The organism is Avibacterium sp. 21-599, from assembly GCF_026226765.1.
In the GTDB taxonomy this organism is placed as follows: domain Bacteria; phylum Pseudomonadota; class Gammaproteobacteria; order Enterobacterales; family Pasteurellaceae; genus Avibacterium.
This window is the reverse complement of the sequence record NZ_JAKKOB010000001.1, coordinates 1,869,087-1,892,263: the sequence shown is the minus strand read 5'-3', so window position 1 is coordinate 1,892,263 and position 23,177 is coordinate 1,869,087. Positions and strand designations below refer to the sequence as shown.

General features: G+C 40.9%; 16 protein-coding genes, 1 pseudogene and 1 riboswitch. Of the genes and pseudogenes, 9 read left to right on the top strand and 8 right to left on the bottom strand.

The window, feature by feature from the left end; translation table 11 throughout:
- Positions 1-95 precede the first annotated feature (95 nt).
- Positions 96-1,268, top strand: coding sequence for a Na+/H+ antiporter NhaA (gene nhaA, locus L5B83_RS08995; protein WP_250350194.1), 1,173 nt, complete (start codon positions 96-98; stop codon positions 1,266-1,268).
- A 49-nt stretch (positions 1,269-1,317) separates the two neighbouring features.
- Here the strand turns inward: nhaA and L5B83_RS08990 are convergent, their stop codons facing one another.
- The 3 genes and pseudogenes from L5B83_RS08990 to L5B83_RS08980 all read right to left on the bottom strand — a co-directional run bounded on the left by L5B83_RS08990 (position 1,318) and on the right by L5B83_RS08980 (position 3,130).
- Positions 1,318-1,632 (bottom strand): c-type cytochrome, encoded by a 315-nt coding sequence (locus tag L5B83_RS08990; RefSeq protein WP_250363063.1) that lies wholly within the window; start codon positions 1,630-1,632, stop codon positions 1,318-1,320.
- The gene (locus L5B83_RS08985) at positions 1,632-2,120 is read right to left on the bottom strand and encodes a TlpA family protein disulfide reductase (RefSeq protein ID WP_265778228.1); all 489 of its coding nucleotides are present in this window, start codon (positions 2,118-2,120) and stop codon (positions 1,632-1,634) included. The genes L5B83_RS08990 and L5B83_RS08985 overlap by 1 nt, the downstream gene beginning before the upstream one ends.
- Before the next feature lie 19 nt (positions 2,121-2,139).
- A pseudogene (locus tag L5B83_RS08980) lies at positions 2,140-3,130 on the bottom strand (IS30 family transposase).
- 199 nt (positions 3,131-3,329) lie between these two features.
- Between L5B83_RS08980 and L5B83_RS08975 the strand changes: the two are divergent.
- On the top strand, positions 3,330-8,459 hold the full coding sequence (locus tag L5B83_RS08975) for a S6 family peptidase (protein WP_265778227.1): 5,130 nt from the start codon (positions 3,330-3,332) through the stop codon (positions 8,457-8,459).
- Positions 8,460-8,506: 47 nt separating this feature from the next.
- Here the strand turns inward: L5B83_RS08975 and L5B83_RS08970 are convergent, their stop codons facing one another.
- From L5B83_RS08970 to thiM, 4 genes are read right to left on the bottom strand one after another with little or no spacing between them, the layout of a single operon-like run.
- A complete protein-coding gene (locus L5B83_RS08970; RefSeq protein WP_250350451.1) occupies positions 8,507-9,727 on the bottom strand; it encodes an NRAMP family divalent metal transporter in 1,221 nt (406 codons plus the stop codon).
- Entirely contained in the window at positions 9,728-10,390 is a 663-nt protein-coding gene (thiE, locus tag L5B83_RS08965; RefSeq protein ID WP_265778226.1) for a thiamine phosphate synthase, read from the bottom strand. It lies immediately after the preceding gene.
- Positions 10,383-11,204, bottom strand: coding sequence for a bifunctional hydroxymethylpyrimidine kinase/phosphomethylpyrimidine kinase (thiD, locus tag L5B83_RS08960; RefSeq protein WP_265778225.1), 822 nt, complete (start codon positions 11,202-11,204; stop codon positions 10,383-10,385). The genes thiE and thiD overlap by 8 nt, the downstream gene beginning before the upstream one ends.
- A 13-nt stretch (positions 11,205-11,217) precedes the next feature.
- Positions 11,218-12,027 carry a hydroxyethylthiazole kinase gene (gene thiM, locus L5B83_RS08955; RefSeq protein WP_442780630.1) on the bottom strand — a complete coding sequence of 270 codons (810 nt, stop codon included), beginning with the start codon at positions 12,025-12,027 and terminating at the stop codon, positions 11,218-11,220.
- Positions 12,028-12,162: 135 nt separating this feature from the next.
- Positions 12,163-12,257: riboswitch (TPP riboswitch) on the bottom strand.
- A 183-nt stretch (positions 12,258-12,440) separates the two neighbouring features.
- Here thiM and L5B83_RS08950 point away from each other — a divergent pair.
- The 7 genes from L5B83_RS08950 (at position 12,441) to uvrC (ending at position 21,314) form a co-directional block, all read left to right on the top strand.
- Positions 12,441-14,894, top strand: a complete 2,454-nt coding sequence (locus tag L5B83_RS08950; RefSeq protein ID WP_265778224.1) for a DNA internalization-related competence protein ComEC/Rec2 — start codon at positions 12,441-12,443, stop codon at positions 14,892-14,894.
- Between the two features lie 40 nt (positions 14,895-14,934).
- On the top strand, positions 14,935-16,683 hold the full coding sequence (gene msbA, locus L5B83_RS08945; protein WP_265778223.1) for a lipid A ABC transporter ATP-binding protein/permease MsbA: 1,749 nt from the start codon (positions 14,935-14,937) through the stop codon (positions 16,681-16,683).
- A 60-nt stretch (positions 16,684-16,743) separates the two neighbouring features.
- Complete coding sequence (gene lpxK / locus L5B83_RS08940; RefSeq protein WP_265778222.1) at positions 16,744-17,754, top strand: tetraacyldisaccharide 4'-kinase; 1,011 nt, start codon at positions 16,744-16,746, stop codon at positions 17,752-17,754.
- 66 nt (positions 17,755-17,820) lie between these two features.
- Positions 17,821-18,015, top strand: coding sequence for a Trm112 family protein (locus tag L5B83_RS08935; protein WP_250350445.1), 195 nt, complete (start codon positions 17,821-17,823; stop codon positions 18,013-18,015).
- The gene (kdsB, locus tag L5B83_RS08930) at positions 18,015-18,788 is read left to right on the top strand and encodes a 3-deoxy-manno-octulosonate cytidylyltransferase (protein WP_250364411.1); all 774 of its coding nucleotides are present in this window, start codon (positions 18,015-18,017) and stop codon (positions 18,786-18,788) included. The genes L5B83_RS08935 and kdsB overlap by 1 nt, the downstream gene beginning before the upstream one ends.
- Before the next feature lie 37 nt (positions 18,789-18,825).
- On the top strand, positions 18,826-19,434 hold the full coding sequence (locus L5B83_RS08925; protein WP_265778221.1) for a YidB family protein: 609 nt from the start codon (positions 18,826-18,828) through the stop codon (positions 19,432-19,434).
- A 47-nt stretch (positions 19,435-19,481) separates the two neighbouring features.
- Positions 19,482-21,314 (top strand): excinuclease ABC subunit UvrC, encoded by a 1,833-nt coding sequence (gene uvrC / locus L5B83_RS08920; protein ID WP_265778220.1) that lies wholly within the window; start codon positions 19,482-19,484, stop codon positions 21,312-21,314.
- Positions 21,315-21,430: 116 nt separating this feature from the next.
- Here uvrC and argS read toward each other — a convergent pair whose 3' ends face one another.
- Positions 21,431-23,164, bottom strand: coding sequence for an arginine--tRNA ligase (gene argS / locus L5B83_RS08915; RefSeq protein ID WP_265778219.1), 1,734 nt, complete (start codon positions 23,162-23,164; stop codon positions 21,431-21,433).
- Positions 23,165-23,177: the final 13 nt, after the last annotated feature.

The window sequence follows — 23,177 nt, the reverse complement described above, 5'->3', positions numbered from 1 at the left end:
AAAAACTTACTGATGATATTGCTTTTTCTTATTACAAAGAAATGATCCATTTGGGTGTTTATTTTCAAGCCCGTTATTTTGACTAGGAGAGATTAATGGTTCGATACATTCGATACTTTATGAAATTAGAAGCAGCCAGCGGAATGTTATTGCTGTTTTTTGCTGCCTTTGCCATTTTATTGGCAAACACGCCCTTGAGCCGTTTTTATTTTAGCTTTCTTGATGCGCCAGTGGTGATCCAATTTGGTTCTATTGTACAAATCAACAAACCACTCTTGATGTGGGTGAATGATGGGTTTATGGCGGTATTTTTTGTCCTTGTGGGATTAGAAGTAAAACGAGAATTGCTCACAGGGGCAATTTCAAGCTATCAAAAAGCCATTTTCCCAGCCATTGCCGCCTTGGGAGGAATGATTGTGCCAGCGGCAATTTATTGGTTTGTCACCAAGGATACCCCACAATATCAAGATGGCTGGGCAATTCCAATGGCAACAGACATTGCCTTTGCACTGGGCGTATTAGGTTTGCTTGGGAGCCGTGTGCCTTTCGCATTAAAAGTGTTTTTGCTTGCACTAGCGATTATTGATGATTTAGGCGCGATTATTGTGATTGCGTTGTTCTTCTCACAGGATTTGAGTACGCGCGCGTTAATTTTAGCGAGTATTGCCATTGTGGGGTTGATTTTGCTTAATCGCTTTAAAGTATCCAATTTAGGGCCTTATGTGATTGTCGGCTTAGTGTTATGGGTATCTGTGCTAAAATCGGGCGTACACGCCACCTTAGCTGGCGTTATCATTGGGTTTAGTATTCCACTCAAAGGGAAAAATGGCAGAAAAGTGTTGCACGATATGGAACATATTTTAGCCCCTTGGTGTTCATTCTTTATTTTGCCCCTGTTTGCCTTTTCCAACGCGGGAGTATCCTTAGCAGGAATGGGGATAGAGACGTTAAGCTCACCGCTCACTTTAGGCGTGATCTTAGGATTATTACTTGGAAAACCGCTTGGTGTCTTTTTATTTAGTTATTTATCGGTGTTATTTCGTCTTGCGAAATTGCCTGAAGGAATTAATTTTAAACAGATTTTTGCCATTGCCTTGCTCTGCGGTATTGGATTTACAATGTCAATGTTCTTGGCGGGGCTCGCCTTTGGTGGTGATGGGGCAAGTGAAATGGCAAGTTTTGCCCGTGTAGGTATTTTGCTAGGCTCAGCGATTTCAGCAGTAGGAGGGTATTTCTTACTAAAGGTCTGTACGAAACCTAAGGAATAATATGAGGTAAAAAAATCGGGCTATTCTAAGTAGCCCGATTTTTTTAATACTATTTTTTCAATGTTGGAATATATTCCGCTAATCCTTTGATTTCTTCTTCACTTAAACGAGATTTTGCGGCATTGCCCGCACCGACAATTTCGCCCGCTTTGCGTTTTTCAAGTGCGGTGAGAATTTCTTCAGTTTTTAAGTTATTGATCATTGCGGATTGATTTAATGCCGATTTTTCCCCTTGCTTGCCGTGGCACATTGCACAAGTGCGGTTAAAAATCTTTTGTGTATGTTCTAGGCTTTCATCGGCTTGGCTATTGAATGCCAATAGCGTGCCTGCAATAAAAAGTAGAGTAGAAGCGTAACCTTTCATTATTTTTCCTCAAAGAATGTTCGTAATTCGTTTTCTGGGATTAAACCCTCAAATTTATAAAGGATTTTTCCCTTAGAATCAAGCAAGAATGAGGTTGGTGTGCCAACCAACTGATAACGTTCAGCGGTAATATTAAGCTGATCTTTGACAATTGGCAGAGTCAGTTGATTTTTTTCTACCACCGCTTGTGTGTTACCACGTTCCCCATCAATATTAATGGCTAAAAGTTGTAATGTATTGGGATAGTTTTGGGAAAATTGCTGTAATAATTTCATCTCAACAATACAGATACCGCAGGTTTCCGACCAAAAATTGATCAGCAATTTTTTCCCTGCAAATTGGCTTAATTCCACCTTATTGCCCTGCAAATCAAAAGCCGCAATATCAGGTGCTTGACTGCCGATATTGGCGGTTTGATCTTTACAAGAAATAAGCAAAAAAAGCACCGCACTTAATAAACCGAGTTTGAGACTATGTCTTAATTGCATTCTATTATCCTTTAAATTGTCAAACTAACTGCAATATTTTATCAAAATAAACTTCATAAGGGGTTTTCCAGTTTAAACATTTGCGTGGTCGGTGATTTAATTTATCGACCACGGCTTGTATTTGTGCCTCCGAAAAGGGCGTAATGTCTTGACCTTTCGGAAAATACTCCCTTAGTAAACCGTTCGTGTTTTCATTTGTTTCTCTTTGCCAAGGTTGGTGGGGCAATGGAAAGTAAAATTCAACCTGAAGTCTTTCCGTTACCTGCTGATGTTTTGCAAATTCTTTCCCTCTATCTAGAGTAATGCTCTCTAAAGGCTCATTGTGCAAGGCTTCACTCATTGCCTTAGCAACGCTTTCTGCTCGCTTTGCAGGCAATTTTCTGATGATGGAAAAACGGCTTTTTCTATCCGTCAAAGTCAATGAACAAGCTTTGCCTGCCGCGCCCAACACTGTATCTGCTTCCCAATCACCTAAACGGCTTCGAGTTTCGGCTTCGCTTGGTCGTTCGGTTAAATGATAACTAATAGGGATTTTCCCGCGTTTTTCCACATAGTCATTGGTATGCCGCCTTTTCCCGCGATGACGGAGTTTCCGAATAGTCCCTCTTGCCCCGTGCGATAAGCCTTTCTCATCAAACCACCCTGCATAAATCCCTCGGTAAATACTGACAAAGCTAATAGAAAGCACACTTTGTTCGTATTTCAAACGAGAGGCAATCTGCTCTGGCGACCAATTCTCTTGTAAGAACTTTCACTTAACAAAATCAAATAATCTCGGGTCGGCTAACTTTCGCTTGGGTTTACATTCTACCCGTTGTTGATAGTGTTGTTGCACCGATAATGCCGCATATTCGCCCTGACAGCGCTTCAATTCTCGTGAAATGGTCGATTTATGTCGCTGTAATCGCTGAGCAATCTGGGTTATTGTTTTGCCTAATGCGTGAGGCGGAGTTTCCGAAAACCATTATCTTTTCGCGTTCATAAAGGGTAAGATGTTTGTAGGTGTTCATAAGTTCTCATTAGTAATTTTGTTGTTTCAAACAAATTATCGTCGATTTCCTTATGAACACTTTTTTATTTGTTGCAGTTAGATTGTAAATTCAAGAGATTAAATGGCTAATAATGATGTTGTTTAATAAATAATCTTGCTATACTTCGCGCCCCTGATTTTAGCTATTTATAAAACCTGTTATTGTTGAATAAACTATTATGATGAAATTAACCCCTACTTTTTTCTGTTTTCCTATCCCTTTCCGTTATTCCCGAATTGCACTTTTAATTGCTTCTTGTGCAACACCTTTTGCACAAGCGTCTGTTGTCCGTAGCGATATTGATTACCAATATTTTCGTGATTTTGCTGAAAATAAAGGCAAATTTATTGTGGGCGCGAGTAATATTGCGATTTTCAATAAAGAAGGGCAGGAAATTGGGGTAATGATGAAAGATATCCCAATGCCTGATTTGCGTGCAGCAAATAGAGAAACGGGGATTGCAACGTTAATTTCACCACAATATATAACCAGCGTAACCCACAATGGGGAATATCCGAATGTTTCCTTTGGGGGAGAAGACTATAATCCTGATTCTCATCATTATTTTTATGAAATCGTTGATAGAAATAACTACCCTTATCCTGTTAGTGAAAAAAAGGTAGATTATCACGTTCCTCGTTTACATAAGTTAGTGACTGAAGTTGTCCCTGCTAATGTGAATGATACGGAACAAACGCGTGCGGTTTATACGGATACTTCACGTTTTCCTATTTATGTTAGGGTGGGTTCTGGTACACAATTTATTCGTTACTCAGATAAGCAAGATGATCTCAAACAAATTGCAGGCCCATATGTTTATTTAACTGGTGGTGCAGCTATGATCATTAGTGATGTTACAGATGGGAGGAAAGTAGGCGATTTTATTGAAAGAAGAATGGCTTCTAATGGCTGGACTAGCCTGTTTAATGATAAATACGGACCTATGGCTACTTATGCAAGAGGAGGTGACAGTGGTTCAGGGATATATGCTTTTGATAAGCAGAAGAATCAATGGGTATTGAGTGGTGTACTAAATTTTGAGAGTGGGGATAATTTTAATACCAATATTTGGACATTACCAATTTTAGGATTCATTGCAGAAAAAGAAAATGAAGATCTCGCAGGGAGCATTTCTAATCAGAGAGCAGGAGACATTTGGCAATGGCGTGTATCAGAGCATAGTAGTTTTATTAGCCACTCAACGAATTCTTTACCCGTAGCATTAAAAGATCAGAAAGAATCAAACATCCAAGCAGCTAAGAATGCGGGGAAAAACGTTAAGTTTGGCGGTGTTGATGGAGGCGTTTTAATCTTAGAAAATGATATAAATCAAGGAGCTGGCGCTCTTTATTTTGATAGTGATTTTACTGTTAAACCTAAAGATAACCAAACTTGGTTAGGGGCGGGGGTTTATATTGCGAAAGACAAAACTGTCACTTGGCAAGTTGCTAATCCGAAAGATGATCGTTTATCTAAGATTGGTGAGGGAACCTTACTTGTTAAAGGGAAAGGGGGAAATCTTGGCGATATTAGTATTGGGGATGGTACGGTTATTTTAGCTCAAGAGGCTGATGACGAAGGAAAGAAACAGGCGTTTAATCAAGTGGGAATTGTGAGTGGGCGTCCTACCGTGGTTTTGCAGAGTTCGGATCAAATTGATCCTAATAAATTGTATTTTGGTTTTCGTGGAGGTCGATTAGATCTTAATGGAAATGCATTAGTTTTTGATCGTATCCAGAATGTAGATGAAGGGGCAATGATTGTTAATCATCATTTATCGCACTCAGCTAATGTGACGTTGAAGGCCTCTCTTTCTGATTCATTCGTTATGGGGCATAAACCTACTGATGATGGCGATTTTTTTGAGTTTTATAATCTATTTGAGCGAGAGAACCAATATTTTCGTCCAAAAACGCCAGCACAAGAAAGAAGAAGAAATAAAGGCGCGGCCTCTTTCCCCTATTTTGAAGAGGAACGAGCAATTAGTTACTTTTGGGAATATTTAGGTACAGATAAAGAAAAAGCGGTTGAGCAACTGCGTTTAAAACAAAAATATCTATTCAGTTATAGTGGTTTTTTTGGGGAAAAAGATAAAACGAAACACAATGGTAAGTTGAATATTCATTATTCTCCAGATGTTCCCAAAGCTATTTACCAATTTACTGGTGGAATGGCATTGAATGGGGAATTATCAATTAATAATGGTGAATTAATTTTATCCGGTAGGCAAACACCTCATGCCAGAGATTTTTTGAATAAAAAAGAGGTCATTTTTGATGATGATTGGATAAATAGAGATTTTTCAGCAAATACGATTTCTGTTACTAATCAGGGTATTTTCACCGTAGGACGTAATGTTTCTTCTCTTTCAGCTGATATTAACGCAACAAATAATACTGTATTAAATCTAGGCTACCAGCCAACGCAAAAAGTGTGTCTGCGTTCTGATTATACAGGAGAGGTAAGCTGTGATACGCCAACCTATAATGAGAACGTATTACATACCATTCCAAGAACTCAATTTACCGGTAATGTTACGCTGTCTGAGCAAAGTGCCTTAAATTTAGGAAAAACAGATTTCATTGGGGCGATTCAAAGCGAAAATACAAGCCAAACAGTATTATCAAAAGAGGCTCATTGGAAATTGACAAAAAATAGCACGCTAGGAAACTTGACGTTAGATGAAGGCGCTCAAATTACATTGAGCCAAGAAAATAAACCATTTAATACCTTAACGATTAATGGTGATTTAAGTGGAAAAGGGAAATTTTATTACCGCACTAAGTTTTCAACGCGAGAAAGCGATCAGGTTGTTGTTAATGGACAAGCATCGGGAGAGCATACCTTAGTTGTCAATGATACAGGCAGTGAACCAGAACGTAGCAAAGCCCGCCTTACATTGCTGACAGCGAATGGTTTATCAGATAATTTATCTGTCACCTTGCAAAATAACTATGCTGATATAGGTACTTATCGTTATAACTTAATTAAAGAAGACAATGCTTTCCGCCTATATAACCCAATTGTAGAAAAACAAATTGAGCAAGAAGAACGCCAAGCAGCGGAAGAGCAAGCTCGCCGTGAAGCCGAAGCAAAACGTTTAGAAGAAGCACGTAAAGCCGCAGCGGAAGAGCAAGCCCGCCGTGAAGCGGAAGCAAAACGTTTAGAAGAAGCACGTAAAGCCGCAGCGGAAGAGCAAGCCCGCCGTGAAGCAGAAGTAAAACGTTTAGAGGAAGAACGTAAAGCTGAAGCGGAAGAGCAAGCGCGTCGTGAAGCAGAAGCAAAACGTTTAGAGGAAGAACGTAAAGCTGAAGCGGAAGAGCAAGCGCGTCGTGAAGCCGAAGTAAAACGTTTAGAGGAAGAACGTAAAGCTGAAGCGGAAGAGCAAGCGCGTCGTGAAGCAGAAGCAAAACGTTTAGAAGAAGAACGTAAAGCCGCAGAGGAAGAGCAAGCCCGTCGTGAAGCAGAAGCAAAACGTTTAGAGGAAGAACGTAAAGCTGCAGCGGAAGAGCAAGCGCGTCGTGAAGCAGAAGCAAAACGTTTAGAGGAAGAACGTAAAGCTGAAGCGGAAGAGCAAGCGCGTCGTGAAGCAGAAGCAAAACGTTTAGAGGAAGAACGTAAAGCTGAAGCGGAAGAGCAAGCCCGTCGCGAAGCAGAAGCAAAACGTTTAGAAGAAGAACGTAAAGCCGAAGCGGAAGAGCAAGCCCGCCGTGAAGCCGAAGCAAAACGTTTGGAAGAAGAACGTAAAGCCGAAGCGGAAGAGCAAGCTCGCCGTGAAGCAGAAGCAAAACGTTTAGAAGAAGCACGTAAAGCCGCGGCAGAAGAACAGGCTCGCCGTGAAGCGGAAGCAAAACGTTTAGAAGAAGCACGTAAAGCCGCAGCGGAAGAGCAAGCTCGCCGTGAAGCAGAAGCAAAACGTTTAGAAGAAACACGTAAAGCCGCAGCGGAAGAGCAAGCCCGCCGCGAAGCAGAAGCAAAACGTTTAGAAGAAGAACGTAAAGCCGTAGCGGAAGAGCAAGCTCGCCGTGAAGCAGAAGCCAAACGTTTAGAAGAAGAACGTAAAGCTGAAGCGGAAGAGCAAGCGCGTCGTGAAGCAGAAGCAAAACGTTTAGAGGAAGAACGTAAAGCTGCAGCGGAAGAGCAAGCTCGCCGTGAGGCCGAAGCAAAACGTTTAGAAGAAGCACGTAAAGCCGCAGAGGAAGAGCAAGCCCGCCGTGAAGCCGAAGCAAAACGTTTAGAGGAAGAACGTAAAGCCGCAGAAGAGCAAGCGCGTCGTGAAGCAGAAGCCAAACGTTTAGAAGAACGTTTGGCTGCGGCAGAAGAACAGGCTCGTCGTGAAGCAGATGCAAAACGTTTAGAAGAAGAACGTAAAGCCGCAGCAGAAGAGCAAGCTCGCCGTGAAGCGGAAGCAAAACGGTTAAAGCAAGCTGAGTTAGTGAGCCGTGTATCAAATACTGGATTATCAGAGCTTTCGGCTCAAGTGAATGTGGTGCTTGAAAAAGATCAGCATTTAAATCAGCGCCTTTTCCAAGCTGGCAGCCAGCAAGCTCAACTATGGACAAATGTTGGTGTTCAAAGAGGTGATTATCAGTCAGATAATTATCGTCATTACGAACAATATAGTTCCTATACTGAATTAGGCGCAGAAAGCCCACTGAATGAACAAGGTATAAGTGTAGGCGCTATGGTATCCCATACACGAGCTAATATGAATTATGATCAAGCAAGCGGTAAGCTTAAATACTCTCAAGCAACGCTCTATAGCAAAATTCAAAATAGTAAAGGCTTATTCGCCGCTATTGATTTGGGGTATGGACGTTCTAATAACCAGATTACGCTAGACAGCCATTCAATTAAATTTAAGCGTAATATATTTGCTGCGGGTATGAGTTTAGGCAAAAAATGGGATTTAGGATATATGGATCTTAATACCTTATTAGGCTTAAGGTATCACCATTTTACAAAAGCACATTATACATTAGAGGATGCAAGCATTGATTCGCCATCATTAGATTTAGTGAACTATTACGCTGGAGCGGAATTGTCAAAAACTTGGTCTTGGGAAAGCGTTTCGATTACGCCAAAATTGGCACTGTATTATTTTGATGCGAGCAGTAAAACATTCGATCACGCAATAATGGTGAACAACAATCGGTTAGTGCAACAATTTAATCGTGGTTGGCAATATCAAACAGGGCTTGATTTCGGTATGGAGGCATTCACAATGGGAATGACATTTACCTATGAAAAAAGCCAAGAGGCGGCGAATAATAGATTAGTTGATTTGAAGGTGACTTATAAATTCTAGATAGATTAAACAATGCCCCTTTGGGGGCATTATTTTTAGCCTAACCTTTATAGTTGAATGAAATAGATAATAATCATAATGACTAAATAGCTCAATCCCAACCAAGCCAACCTTATTAGCATTGGATTAGGTGAGAGTTGTTTTGCTAGACTGAGGTTTAGCCACGCAAAAATAGGGGCTGATAGGAAAGAAGCCGTCATTGCAAAAGGGATCATTTTACCGATAGCGCCACTAAAAAATTGAATAATAATGAAACTTGCAAAACAAGCCGCTAACATAAAATAACGTAATCCTTTTTCATTATTAACATCTGTTTGTGCGCCAAATTTGAGTAGCTGAATTGTTTGTTGATTGCAACGAGAATAGCCATCAACAGCAACAATTGTGGTGCCATAAATACACACAAATGCGATAAGCGCAATAAACCAACGGCTCCATTCCCCAATGCTTAGTGCATACATTTCTACAAATAAATGAATAAATTTGCCACCGCTAAGGGGGGGAATGGTATTACCATATTGAATTAATGCGCCAAGTGCCATAAACATTAAAGCTAACACAATGGTTGTGAGATAGCCGATATTAAAATCTAATTGATGATGTTTTTGATAATTTGGCGTTAATCGTCTTTTTTGTACCACCCATAATGAACTGGCAATACTGAGTTCCATTGGGGCAGGCATCCAGCCCATTAATGCAATTAAGAACGGTACAGCAGCGAGACTCCAAGCATCAGGTGGAACAAAATCAGCCACTGGTGGCGATGTTTGTTTAGTAAAAGCAAGCACCAACGCAATGAGGGTGATTACGGAGAGAAGTAGCATAATGCTTTTTGATACTTTATCTAATCGCTGATATTGGCGATAAAATAAGATCACTAAAAAACTCACTAATACAATAATGTTAAGACTATTGAGATCAATAGAAAAAGGAAGCAACATAGCCAATAGTACGGCAGAAAGTAAGGTTCCACCTGCAATATTCACCACTGTTGCAAAGAGATTAAATAATAGGAATAACCATAAGTATCCTTTACCTTTTTCTGCATAGCCTTGCAATACGCTTTTATTTTGCGTTGCACTATAATCAAATGCAAAGCGGAAAAAGGGGTATTTAAGTAAATTTACTAAAATAATTAATCCAGCTAATTGATAGCCATAATATGCGCCAGCCTGTGTAGAGGCTATAATATGAGAGCCACCAACACAGGAGCAAGCCATAATCACACCCGGGCCTAAATTACGTAATAGAGAAAGGTTTATTGTCATTTATTCACCTAGAATTGCTTTTACTGTTAATGCGACATTTTCCGCTTGCATAATGGTGGAGATCACGGCAACGCCATCTGCACCGTTTTGTAGAAGTGGTTTCACGTGAGGGGTTTTTATGCCACCAATGGCGACTAATGGTTTAGTAATTCCTTGCTCACGCAAATATTGAACAAAATTAATGCCGACATCTGGAGCCGCGTCAGATTTTGAAAAAGTTGGAAAAATAGGACCGCACCCATAATAATCAACGCCATTGAAATCATTATGCTGTTGTGCTTGTTGCAAGGTATTGACCGATAAACCGATCAGCATTTTGCCTTGAATTTGTTGAGCAAGCTTATCTACCGCAAAATCTTTTTGCCCAACGTGAATGCCGTCAGCCTTCAATTTTTCTGCGAGTGCAACATCATTATTCATAATAAAAGGCACATTATATTGTTGACATAATGCCTGACATTGGCGAGCAAGCTGTTCAATTTCCGTTGGATCTTGCAATGAAAATTGCCCTTTTTCACGAAATTGATAACAAGTAATACCAGCTTTTAACGCCTGTTCTAAACGATCTAACAAGGTTTGTTGTGGATTGTTGGCATATTGTGGTAGATGACGGCAATCTTGTGTGCCGGCCACCAAATAACAGCGTAAAATGTGTTTATTCATAATTTTTTTGCTCCTGTGAATAGGCCCAGTGATTCGTTGGGCCGTGTCCGTGTCCGATATTTAAAGGGTGCGTTATGGCACTTGTGATAAACGCTTTGGCCGTTTTGCAGGCTTGCTCTAAAGATTGTCCTTTTGCGAGTTCAGCGGTTAAACAAGCGGAAAACGTGCAGCCTGTGCCGTGTGTGTGTGGCGTATTAAAACGCGGACTTTCCAAAATAAAAGATTGCGTTGGCGTGAAAATAAAATCTTGGCATACTGTGCTTTTTGAATCTTGTTGATGACCACCTTTTATGATCACTGTTTTTGCGCCCATTTGTTGTAAATGTTCAGCAATTTTCTGGATACTGTGCTGATCTTCCGCTTTCAATCCAGTTAATGCTTCTGCTTCGGGCTGGTTGGGGGTTAGCACATCGGCTAAGGGCAATAATTGCTCACGCATTGCATTGATTGCCGATTGTTCCAATAAACTAGCGCCCCCTTTAGCGATCATAACAGGATCTATCACAATATTAGGAATCGGGTGTACCTTTAAAAATGTGGCTACGGTGTGAATAATTTCCGCAGTGCCTAACATACCGAGTTTCACCGCATTGGGCGTGAAGTCTGCGATAATCGCATTCAGTTGCGCTTCAATGGTTTTAGGCGGAATTAAATGAATATCGGTTACCCCTAAGGTATTTTGTGCGGTAACCGCAGTAATCACACTCATACCAAATACATTCTGCATTTGAAAGGTTTTTAGATCTGCTTGAATACCCGCACCACCGCCACTGTCTGAGCCGGCAATTGTAAGGGCTTGTGCAATATGCGCCATTTTTTCTCCTTATTTATGCTGATTTCTCTATGCTAACTCGTGCAAATTGTGCCACTTGCTGGTCATTCAATTCGCCAAGTGAATCTAAAAGTGCGGTGTAAAATTGCCCATATTTTGTTGGCGCAAGATGTTGTGCCGCTAATTCTCCTGCTACGGCATAAGCTGTACAAGCTTGTACGACTGCCTCAAAAGGAGAATGCGGGTTAACCGCCAAAAATGCGCCTAACACTGCGCCGAGTAAACAGCCCGATCCTGTGATTTTAGGAAACATTGCCGTTCCATTATGAATGGTGGCTAATTGCGTTCCATCACTAATATAATCCACCTCACCACTTACTGCGACAATACATTGATAACGTTGCGCAGCAAGCATTGCAATTTCGCCAATATTGCCATCACCTTGTCCCGCATCTACGCCTTTCGCAGACCAATTTACGCCAGCTAATTGAGCAATTTCGCCAGTATTGCCACGAATAGCAGTGAATTTTACCTTGTTAAGTAATTCAGCGATTACGTCCTTGCGATATTGCGTTGCGCCGACCCCGACAGGATCAAGCACGACGGGAATACCAGCTTGATTTGCGGCTTGTCCTGCCGCCAACATCGCTTTCACTTTAAAGGGATCGAGTGTACCAATATTAATAGACAAGGCAGCACTGAATTGAGCAAGATCGGCCATTTCTTCTTCCGCATCCGCCATAATCGGCGATGCACCCAAAGCGAGTAGCCCATTAGCCACATAATTTGCCACCACAATATTCGTAATGCTATGAATTAACGGGTTTTTTTGACGGATTTGTTCTAACAAATTGAATTGCATCATATTCTCCTATTATGCGTAAGAAGGGAGTAAAAAATAAAATACCAATGATAAAAGTAGAGTTTTATTCATTGATGGGAAATAAAAAGTAAGAAATTAGGGAATAAAACAGAAATAGGGTACGGTATAAAATTAGATAAGTTTTCATAATAAGTTTCCTACGTCAGTGCTAACTGGATCAGGTTCAACGGGTATCATCTCAGCTACTTAACGTAGCACCCCGACTATTAATGCTTTTCACTCTACAAAGAAATGAGGAGAAAGACAATATTAATTGTCATAATTTTTTTGTTCTTTAAGAAATATTTTTAATTTTGCGAGCGAGATCGCAAAAATGATTTAAGGGCATTGCGAAAGTGCGGTGCTTTTTTCATAGTATTTTTATTTGTCATCGTAAATGTGAACCTTATGTTGGAATGAAATTTGCGCTCAAATTAGATGTGATTTTATGGCTGATTATTGGTGCTGGCTTGAGTTTACTTTATGTTCCGAAAGGCCTATTAATGAGCTTACATTTAATGTTTTGGCTTGTGGGAAGTGGAGCATTGGCAGTCTTGATTGCCTATGCTTTTACTTATTACAACACGGCAAAATGCCTCATTTATGGGGTGATTTTTGTGTTGAGTTTAGGGTATTTTCATTTCCAAGCGAATCAGCTTTTGAGCCAAGCAGAACAGCTTGCCCGTGTAAATAACCACATCAGCACGCCAATCAAGATCGAGAAAATTTTACATCAGCAAGATTATCAAACGATTATTGCCACAGCGAGATTAGCAGAAAAGTTGCCCGAACAGCGTATTTATTTGCAATGGCAAAGCAAGAATAACACCGTTTCAGATAGGAAGATTGAAGCAGTTAAAGTAGGGCAAATTTGGCAGGCAGAATTATTGCTTAAACCTTTATCAAGCCGTTTAAATCAAGGCGGTTTTGAACGGCAAAAATGGTATTTTTCACAAGGCATTAGCGCCTATGGCAGAGTAAAAAGTGCGGTAAAAATTGCGGAGAATTTTTCTTGGCGCGAGCGATTATTGCAAGTCAGTTTTCAGCAGACCCAAGGTTTATCTATGCAAGGACTGTTACTGGCATTGGGTTTTGGCGAACGAGCGTGGCTTAACCCTGAACATTGGCAAATTTATCAGAAAACAAATACGGCACACCTCATCGCAATTTCTGGTTTGCATATTGGCTTGGCAATGTTGCTCGGTTTTGCTCTCGCAAGAGTAATGCAGTTCTTTTTACCCACTCACCGAATAGGGGCGATTTGGCCATTATTATGTGGGATTTTCATTGCGTTAATTTATGCTCAGCTAGCTGGATTCTCTATTCCCACCTTAAGAGCATTGCTTGCCTTATGCTTGGTTTGCGTGATCCGAATGCTACGCTGTTATTATACCGCTTGGCAGTATTTTCAATGGGTGGTGGCATTGCTTATGCTATGGGATCCACTGATGTTACTTTCCGTCAGCTTTTGGCTTTCTGCGGGCGCGGTAGCGAGCTTGATTTTATGGTATCAGCTTGTTCCTTTAGATTGTATTAAGTGGCAAATTTATCCGATTAAAAATACGTGGGTGAAGAAACTAGTGCGCTGGATTTTTTCCTTATTTCACCTGCAATTGGGGTTGCTATGTTTATTTACCCCTATTCAGCTTTATTTTTTTCACGGAATGGCTTTATCGGGAATGATAGCAAATCTTTTCGCTGTGCCATTGTTCAGTCTCTGTCTTGTCCCAATGGTGCTGTTTGCAGTATTGAGTCAAGGGGCATTGGGTTCGTGGCAAGGGGCAAATTGGCTTGCAGAATACCTCACCGAGTATCTGGCACAATGGCAAGGATATTGGTTGAATATATCTCATAAGCAAGGGCAATGGATTGTGATTCTATTACTTGGTTTAGGATTACTTTATGTTCACTTTTTGCAGTATTTTCAGCAAAATTCACAGCTAAAAGTAATGAAAAAACCGATCTTAGCGGTAAAAAAGAGCATTTCACTTAATGCAGAAAAATTGCCTAATCCGCGATTTCTGCAAAAAATGAAGTTTATTTTTATAGGCTTGCTTAGCATAATGCTGATCAATTTAGGGTGGCAAGGGATAAATACACCTAAATGGCGGTTAGAAACCCTTGATGTCGGACAAGGTTTGGCCACCTTATTGGTGAAAAATCAGCGTGGTATTTTATATGACACTGGGGCGGCTTGGCGTAATGGCAGTATGGCTGAGTTAGAAATTTTGCCTTATTTGCAACGACAAGGCATTGTGCTAGACAAACTGGTTTTGAGCCACGATGATAATGATCATTCAGGGGGCGCAGAAGCGATTTTACAGGCATTTCCACAGATTGAATTGATGGCGTCTTCTCGAAAAAATGTGTCAAAAAAACACCGCACTTTTTGTCTTCAAGGAAAACAATGGCAATGGCAAGGATTAACTATTACTGCGCTTTCACCGCAACAGATCCGAGATCGTGCAGAAAATCCAGACTCTTGCGTACTGTTGATTGATGATGGGCAATATAAGGTGCTTTTAACAGGGGATGCGGACAGTCAAACAGAGCGCCAATTTGCTGATTTAGCTGGAAAAATAGAGGTATTGCAAGTGGGACATCACGGCAGTAAAACCTCTAGCAGTGAATATTTTATCAAAACAGTACAACCGAAAATTGCGTTGATTTCTAGTAGCCGTGGCAATCCGTGGCATTTTCCTCACTCAGTGGTTTTAGAACGTTTAAAGGCACAACAAAGTGCGGTGTATAATACCGCTGATTTTGGTCAGATTAGTCTATTGTTCTTCCCTGAGCAGATAAAAATTCATACCGTAAGATCGGAATTTTCCCCTTGGTATCGGGGATTAATTGGCTTGTTGGCAAAATAAAGGTAAAATGGCAAAGTTTTTTAACGGAAATGAATAAATTATGCAAGATAAAGACTTAACTACGCTGCAAACGTTCAAACGCTTATGGCCAATTATTGCGCCTTTTAAAGCAGGGCTAATTGCCGCTGCAATAACACTCGTATTTAACGCATTGGCTGATGCAACTTTAATTCAAATGCTTAAACCTTTATTAGATGATGGATTCGGTAAAGCGGATGTTGGCTTTTTGCGTTTAATGGCCGTAGTGGTTGTACTATTGATTATTGTGCGAGGTGTAACAAGTTTTGTTTCAACCTATTGTTTAGGGTGGGTTTCAGGGAAAGTGGTGATGACAATTCGCCGCCGTTTATTTAAGCATTTAATGTATATGCCCGTTCCCTTTTTTGATCAAAATTCAGCAGGAAAATTACTTTCTCGTATTACTTACGATAGCGAACAAGTCGCCAATTCATCATCAGGTTCTTTAGTAACTATTGTGCGTGAAGGAGCGTATATTATCTCTTTGCTTTGCGTAATGATTTATACCAGTTGGCAGCTTTCCTTAGTACTTTTTGTGATAGGACCGATTATTGCGGTGCTAATTCGTATGGTATCGAAAAAATTCCGCGAGTTAGGTAAAAATATGCAAAACTCAATGGGGGAGCTGACTTCTTCGGCAGAACAAATGCTAAAAGGACATCGAGTAGTGCTTTCTTTCGGTGGACAAAAAATTGAAGAAGAACGCTTTAATAAAGTAAGTAATGATATGCGCCGTAAGGGAATGAAAGTGATGGTGGCAGATGCCATTTCTGATCCTGTGGTGCAAATTATTGCCTCTTTTGCCTTGTCAGCGGTGCTTTATTTGGCAACCGTACCAGAAATTATGAGCCAAAACCTCACGGCGGGGTCTTTTACGGTGGTGTTTTCCTCAATGCTTGCAATGATGCGACCGTTGAAATCTTTAACTAATGTAAACGCCCAGTTCCAACGTGGTATGGCGGCTTGTCAAACCTTGTTTGCTATTTTGGATATGGCAACTGAGAAAGATAACGGTACTTACCAAGTAGAAAAAGCGAAAGGAAATATTGCATTTAAAGACGTTACGTTTAGCTATTCAGGCAAAGAGCATCCCGCATTAAATCATATTTCCTTTGACATTCCACAAGGTAAAACCGTGGCATTAGTTGGGCGTTCAGGCTCCGGGAAATCTACAATTGCTAATTTAGTTACCCGTTTTTATGAGATTGAACAAGGGGAAATCACCCTTGATGGCGTCAATATTCAAGATTACACCCTGAGTAATTTGCGTGAAAATTGTGCGGTGGTCTCACAACAAGTACATTTATTTAATGACACTATTGCCAATAACATTGCCTATGCCGCAGCAGATAAATACAGTCGTGAAGATATTATTAAAGCCGCCAAAGCAGCACACGCGATGGAATTTATTGAAAAGTTAGAAAATGGTTTAGATACCGTCATTGGCGAAAATGGGGCAAGTTTATCGGGCGGGCAACGTCAGCGTTTGGCGATTGCTCGTGCCTTGTTGCGCAATTCTCCCGTGTTAATTTTAGATGAAGCAACATCAGCCCTTGATACGGAATCTGAACGAGCAATTCAAGCAGCCCTTGAAGAATTACAAAAAGAGCGTACCGTTTTAGTTATTGCGCACCGTTTATCTACCATTGAAAAAGCTGATGAAATTTTGGTGATTGAACACGGTGAAATTAAAGAACGTGGCACGCATCAAGCGTTGCTTGCGTTGAATGGTGCTTATAAGCAGTTACATCAAATGCAGTTTAATCATTAATTTTGTATTGATGGACGAATTTTCAGCGTACATCAATTTCCCCATTTTAATGAGGTGATAATGAATTTTTGGTATCAATCGGATCTTTTCGCAAAAGCACTAAAGTGGTTATTATCACCTTTCGCCTTGTTATTTTTGCTCATTATCAGATTACGATCTTGGTTATACCAGCGTGGAATTTTGTCTTCTTACAAAGCCCCCGTTCCCGTAGTGATTGTGGGGAATTTATCTGTTGGAGGGAATGGCAAAACCCCTGTGGTGATTTGGCTCGTGCAACAATTACAGCAACAAGGTATTCAAGTGGGGGTGATTTCACGCGGTTATGGGAGCAAAGCAAAAGGTTATCCCCGTTTAGTAACCAGTCAAGATGATCCTGTGGAAACAGGTGATGAGCCATTATTGATTGCTAAACGCACTAATGCCCCTGTGTGTATTTCACCAAATCGTCAGCAGGCGATAGCGCATTTACTTGCGCATTTTCCTTGCCAAGTGATTATTAGTGATGACGGCTTACAGCATTATAAATTACAACGAGATAAAGAAATCGTGGTGCTAGATGCTCAGCGTCAATTTGGTAATGGTTTTGTTTTGCCAGCAGGTGCGTTACGAGAGCCAATCAGTCGTTTAAAAAACGTTGATTGGATTATCAATAACGGGGCGCCAACGCCTTTTAGTCAAAGTGTAATGACTTTAATACCGCACTTTGCGATTCATTTGCAAACAGGGGAAAAGCGCCTATTGCGTGATTTTGCAGAACAAGGTATTACCGCCATTGCTGGCATTGGCAACCCACAGCGTTTTTTCACAATGTTGCAAACCCTGTCGATGAACGTGGTAGCAAGCCAAGCCTTTCAAGATCATCAAGCTTATCATTTAGCCTTATTTGAAAAATTTGATCAAAACCAACCGCTCTTTATGACAGAAAAAGATGCGGTCAAATGTCAAAATTTTGCGCAGCCAAATTGGTGGTATGTGCCTGTTGAAGCGGAGATTACTTCACCACAAAGTAAGCAATTTATAAGCGAATTAATTCAAGAGATAAAAACAAGAGAAAAAAAGACCGCACTTTAGCTTTATTTACCTGCGTTTGATGACAGGGTTAAACATAACCTTCTGAAAAGCAGTGGAGAAATTTTAATGAACGAAAAACTACTCGACATTCTCGCTTGCCCCCTTTGTCAAGGGCGCTTGAAATATCAAAAAGAAAACGAACAGCTCATTTGCTCTTTTGAGCAAGTGGCATACCCGATAGAACAAGGTATCCCGGTGTTACTTGCGGAACGAGCAATACCGTTACAACAAGAAAAAGCCCAACAACAAGGGGAAGAATAATGACAACATTTACCGTAATTATTCCTGCACGTTTTGCCTCAAGTCGCTTACCCGGCAAGCCCTTAGCGGATATTGCTGGTAAACCAATGATTGCCCACGTTTGGCAACAAGCACAACAATCAGGTGCAAGCCGAGTCGTGGTGGCAACGGATAATCAAGATGTTGCAACTGCGGTGCAAGCCTTTGGTGGTGAAGTGTGTATGACCTCAACGAATCATAATTCAGGCACGGAACGCTTGGCGGAAGTGGTGGAAAAATTAGCCCTAGCAGATGATGAAATTGTGGTCAATATTCAAGGTGATGAGCCGTTAATTCCCCCAGTGATCGTGCAACAAGTCGCGGATAACTTAGCCAATAATGCCGTGAATATGGCAACCCTTGCTGTCCCATTGAATGATGCTGAAGAATTATTTAACCCAAATGTGGTGAAAGCTGTAGCAGATAAATCAGGCAATGTCTTGTATTTTTCCCGTGCGCCAATTCCTTGGAATCGCGATCAATTTGCTGGGTTATCCGATGAACAAAAAACACAGCTTGTGCTACAAACCCCGTATTTACGCCACATTGGTATTTATGCTTATCGTGCAGGATTTATTAAGCAATATGTGCAATGGCAACCTTCTGCGTTAGAAGGTATTGAATCTTTAGAGCAGTTACGGGTGTTGTGGTATGGTGAAAAAATTCATATTGATCTTGCGAAAGAAGCCCCTGCTGTCGGTGTAGATACGCCGGAAGATTTAGAAAAAGTGCGGGCGATTTTAGGACATTATTAATTCCTCTTTCACTATTTATTCAAACTAAGGAAACAAGATGTTAGACAAAATGTTAGGTTCAGTTTTAGGTTCGGTATTAGGGAACAATTCAGCGCCACAAGGGCAAGGTAATGTGGTGAGTGAAGTGTTGCAACAGTTATTACGTTCACAAGGTGGTGTACAAGGCATTTTTGCTAAGTTACAACAAGATGGCTTAGGTGGATTGCTAGATAGCTGGATCGGCACGGGTTCAAACCAAACGATGACAAGAAATGAAGTCAGCCAAACTTTCGGGCAGAATACTATTGAAGATATTGCTCAGCAGACAGGTATTAGCACTAATCAAACAGAAGATATTATTTCTCAAGTACTACCGAGTTTAATTGATATGCTAACACCGAATGGGCGTCAAGGCGGGGTATCGGCAGATAATTTAACTCAATCAATGCAGGCTCACAACGATAATCCGCAAGATGTGCTAGGTTCTGTGTTAGGTGGCATTTTTGGTGGTTCATCAACCCAAGGTGAAACAAATGGCTCACCTTTAGGTGATTTGTTTAAGCAAATTTTAAACACACCAACACAAACAAGCCAAACACAAGAAGAAAGCTCAAATGATGAGTTAGCGAAAGACATCAATGCGATCCTAAATAATTTCTTTAAATAATTTTTAGGGCGGATTTATTCTGCCCTGCTTAATCATTCATAACCAAAATGACCTTTGATGCCAAAAAGTTTCTCGCTAACGTAACCCACGATCCCGGTGTTTATCGTATGTATGACGATAAAGATCAGGTGATTTATGTGGGCAAAGCCAAAGATTTAAAAAAACGCTTATCTAGTTATTTTCGTACTAATTTATCGAGTAAAAAGACGGAAGCCCTCGTTGCAGCCATTCATCGTATTGAAACGACCATCACTTCAAGCGAAACGGAAGCATTGCTGTTAGAACATAACTATATTAAAACCTATCAGCCACGCTATAACGTGCTATTGCGTGATGACAAATCTTATCCTTATATTTTGCTCACCAAAGAACGCCACTCAAGGATCACGGCGTATCGGGGGAGTAAAAAAATTCAAGGTGAATATTTTGGGCCTTATCCTAATGCGGGCGCCGTGCGTGAAACCCTTTCCCTATTGCAAAAGTTGTTTCCTGTGCGGCAATGTGAAAATTCGGTTTATCGCAACCGCTCACGCCCTTGCTTGCAATATCAAATTGGGCGTTGTTCTGCGCCCTGTGTTACAGGCTATATTTCTGATGAAGATTATAACCAACAAGTGGATTTTGCTCGTCTTTTCTTACAAGGTAAAGATCAACAAGTGTTGGATCATCTTGTCGGCAAAATGGAGCAGGCAAGCCAAGCCCTAAATTTTGAAGATGCAGCACGCATACGAGATCAAATTCAAGCTGTGCGTGCCGTCATTGAAAAACAATTTGTTAGTAATGATCGCCTTGATGATATTGATATTATCGCCATTGCTTACCAACTTGGTATTGCTTGCGTACAAGTGTTGTTTATTCGACAAGGCAAAATTTTGGGCAACCGCAGTTATTTCCCGAAAGTGCCAGCCAATACGGATTTATCTGAACTCACCGCCACTTTCGTGGGGCAATTTTATTTGCAAGCACATCAAGGACGAACCGTGCCAAACACCATTATTGTGGATCATAAATTGGCAGAAAAAGCTCAATTAGAAACCTTGCTCGCTGAACAAGCTGGGCGTAAAGTGCAAATTCAAGACAGTGCCAAAGGGGATAAAAGTAAATATTTACAGCTTGCACAAATGAATGCGAAAGCTGCATTGGTTACGCAACTGAAGCAATCCACGCTTATTCAAGAACGCTACCAAGCCTTACAAGATTTACTTGGCATAGAAAAAATTCAGCGAATGGAATGTTTTGATATTAGTCATACGATGGGAGAACAAACCATAGCGTCTTGTGTGGTGTTTAATCAAGATGGACCACTGAAATCAGATTACCGCCGTTTTAATATCACGGGCATTACTGGCGGTGATGATTATGCCGCGATGGAACAAGCCTTATTAAAACGTTACGATAAAGATCTGGAAAGCGAAAAAATTCCTGATGTGATCTTTATTGATGGCGGAAAAGGGCAGCTGAACCGTGCCTTGCAAGTGTTTGCACAACTCAAGGTAAAATGGGATAAAAAACGACCGCACTTGATTGGCGTGGCAAAAGGTGTGGATCGCCGTGCTGGCTTGGAAACCCTCATCATCAGCAAGCAAGATCGCGAAATCAATTTACCCCCAGATAGCCTTGCCTTACATTTAATTCAACATATTCGTGATGAAAGCCATAATCACGCGATTAGCGGACACCGTAAAAAACGTCAAAAAGCCTTTACTCAAAGTGGCTTAGAAACCATTGAAGGGGTTGGGACAAAACGCCGCCAAGCCTTGCTTAAATACCTTGGCGGAATGCAAGGGGTGAAAAAAGCCACCCTTGACGAAATCGCCTCCGTACCGGGGATCTCAAAATCCTTAGCAGAGAAAATCTTTGAGGCGATGAGGGGGGAATAGAGGTGCTAATTAGACATTATTTGAGTAAAATTTGAGAAAAAATACCGCACTTATATTTTTTCTTGTAGAAACAAAAAAGCAGTCAATAAAGACTGCTTATTTTTTGACGTGTAAAATCACATCTTCTCAACAGTTTTAATTCCCAACAAATCTAATCCTTGTTTTAAGGTTTTCTCTGTGAGTAATGCCAGTTTCAAACGGCTGAGTTTTACTCCTTCGTCTTCGTTATTAAGTATTGGGCAATGTTCGTAGAAACTTGAGAAGACGCCGGCTAATTCATAAAGATAGGCACAAAGAATATGCGGTGAACCTTCTTTTGCCACTTGTTGGATTGCTTCTTCAAATTGAAGTAATTTGAGGGCTAAGGCACGTTCTTTTTCATCAATGATGTTAATTGGCGCATCGGCAAGTTGTTCGCTGCTAATGCCTGCTTTATTGAAAATAGAACGGATGCGCGTGTAAGCATATTGCATATAAGGGGCGGTGTTGCCTTCAAAGCTGAGCATATTATCCCAATCAAATACGTAATCTGTTGTGCGGTTTTTAGACAGATCGGCATATTTCACTGAACCAATTCCCACCGCTTCAACCACGGCCGCTTTTTCTTCTGCAGAAAGTGCGGTGCTTTTTTCGCTAATTAATTTATCGGCACGCTCAATGGCTTCATCTAGGAGGTCAGCTAATTTTACGGTTCCGCCAGTACGTGTTTTAAATGGCTTGCCATCTTTACCTAGCATCATACCGAAATTTTTATGTTCTAATTGGAAGCTATCTGGTACATAACCTGCCTTGCGTGTAATCAGCCACGCTTGTTGCATATGTTGGCTTTGGCGTGTATCTGAAAATACAAGTGCACGATCCGCTTTTAAGGTTTCATAGCGATATTTGGCGGCGGCAATGTCTGTGGTAGTGTATAAAAATCCGCCATCTTTTTTCTGCACGATCACGCCCATTGGATCGCCATCTTTGTTTTTAAATTCATCAAGATAAACCACTAATGCGCCGTCATCTTCCACCGCAAGTCCTTGTGCTTTCAGATCTTCTACAATAGCAGGTAGCATTGGGTTATATAGGCTTTCGCCCATCACATCTTTTTCTGTGAGGGTAACGTTTAAGCGATCGTAATTGCGTTGGTTTTGTTGCATGGTAATATGAACCAACTTTTTCCACATTGTGCGGCAGTATTCATCGCCACTTTGTAATTTCACTACATAATTACGCGCTTTTTCAGCAAAGGCTTCATCGTTGTCGTAATGTTCTTTTGCTGCACGGTAAAAGGCCTCTAAATCGCTCAATTCCATTTCGCTGGCGTGTTCATTTTCCATTTTTTCTAAATAGGCGATAAGCATACCGAACTGCGTTCCCCAGTCGCCAACGTGATTAGCACGAATCACCTTATGCCCTAAAAATTCAAGGGTACGCACCACTGAATCGCCAATAATGGTGGAACGTAAATGCCCGACGTGCATTTCTTTTGCTACATTTGGTGAAGAATAGTCGGCAACAATCGTTTCTTTCTTATCGGTGTGAATGCCTAGATGATCGTCTTTCAAGGCAACTTGCACATTATCCGCAAGCCAAGTTGGGGAAAGAAAAATATTAATAAAGCCGGGACCTGCAATTTCAATGTTGTTTGCAATAGGCTCGAGGTTAAGATGTTCTAGCACGTTTTGTGCAAATTCACGGGGATTTTGCCCCAATTTTTTTGCGGCAGCCATAATGCCGTTTGCTTGATAATCGCCAAATTGTGGTTTGTTGGATTGGCGCACAAGGGCTTCGCATTGTTCATCTGCCCCAGCTTGGATCATTGCGTGCTTAATTTTGTCAGATAAAATGGATTGAATATTCACGGTTTATCCTTAA

What these genes read in the sequence shown, in the direction of transcription:
- uvrC (WP_265778220.1), top strand. Translation starts at nt 19,482, where the DNA reads ATGACCTTTGATGCCAAAAAGTTTCTCGCTAACGTAACCCACGATCCC.
- L5B83_RS08970 (WP_250350451.1), bottom strand. Translation starts at nt 9,727, where the DNA reads ATGACAATAAACCTTTCTCTATTACGTAATTTAGGCCCGGGTGTGATT.
- thiD (WP_265778225.1), bottom strand. Translation starts at nt 11,204, where the DNA reads ATGGCGCATATTGCACAAGCCCTTACAATTGCCGGCTCAGACAGTGGC.
- L5B83_RS08985 (WP_265778228.1), bottom strand. Translation starts at nt 2,120, where the DNA reads ATGCAATTAAGACATAGTCTCAAACTCGGTTTATTAAGTGCGGTGCTT.
- L5B83_RS08990 (WP_250363063.1), bottom strand. Translation starts at nt 1,632, where the DNA reads ATGAAAGGTTACGCTTCTACTCTACTTTTTATTGCAGGCACGCTATTG.
- L5B83_RS08935 (WP_250350445.1), top strand. Translation starts at nt 17,821, where the DNA reads ATGAACGAAAAACTACTCGACATTCTCGCTTGCCCCCTTTGTCAAGGG.
- thiM (WP_442780630.1), bottom strand. Translation starts at nt 12,027, where the DNA reads ATGATGCAATTCAATTTGTTAGAACAAATCCGTCAAAAAAACCCGTTA.
- L5B83_RS08975 (WP_265778227.1), top strand. Translation starts at nt 3,330, where the DNA reads ATGATGAAATTAACCCCTACTTTTTTCTGTTTTCCTATCCCTTTCCGT.
- lpxK (WP_265778222.1), top strand. Translation starts at nt 16,744, where the DNA reads ATGAATTTTTGGTATCAATCGGATCTTTTCGCAAAAGCACTAAAGTGG.
- msbA (WP_265778223.1), top strand. Translation starts at nt 14,935, where the DNA reads ATGCAAGATAAAGACTTAACTACGCTGCAAACGTTCAAACGCTTATGG.
- nhaA (WP_250350194.1), top strand. Translation starts at nt 96, where the DNA reads ATGGTTCGATACATTCGATACTTTATGAAATTAGAAGCAGCCAGCGGA.
- L5B83_RS08925 (WP_265778221.1), top strand. Translation starts at nt 18,826, where the DNA reads ATGTTAGACAAAATGTTAGGTTCAGTTTTAGGTTCGGTATTAGGGAAC.
- kdsB (WP_250364411.1), top strand. Translation starts at nt 18,015, where the DNA reads ATGACAACATTTACCGTAATTATTCCTGCACGTTTTGCCTCAAGTCGC.
- thiE (WP_265778226.1), bottom strand. Translation starts at nt 10,390, where the DNA reads ATGAATAAACACATTTTACGCTGTTATTTGGTGGCCGGCACACAAGAT.
- L5B83_RS08950 (WP_265778224.1), top strand. Translation starts at nt 12,441, where the DNA reads ATGAAATTTGCGCTCAAATTAGATGTGATTTTATGGCTGATTATTGGT.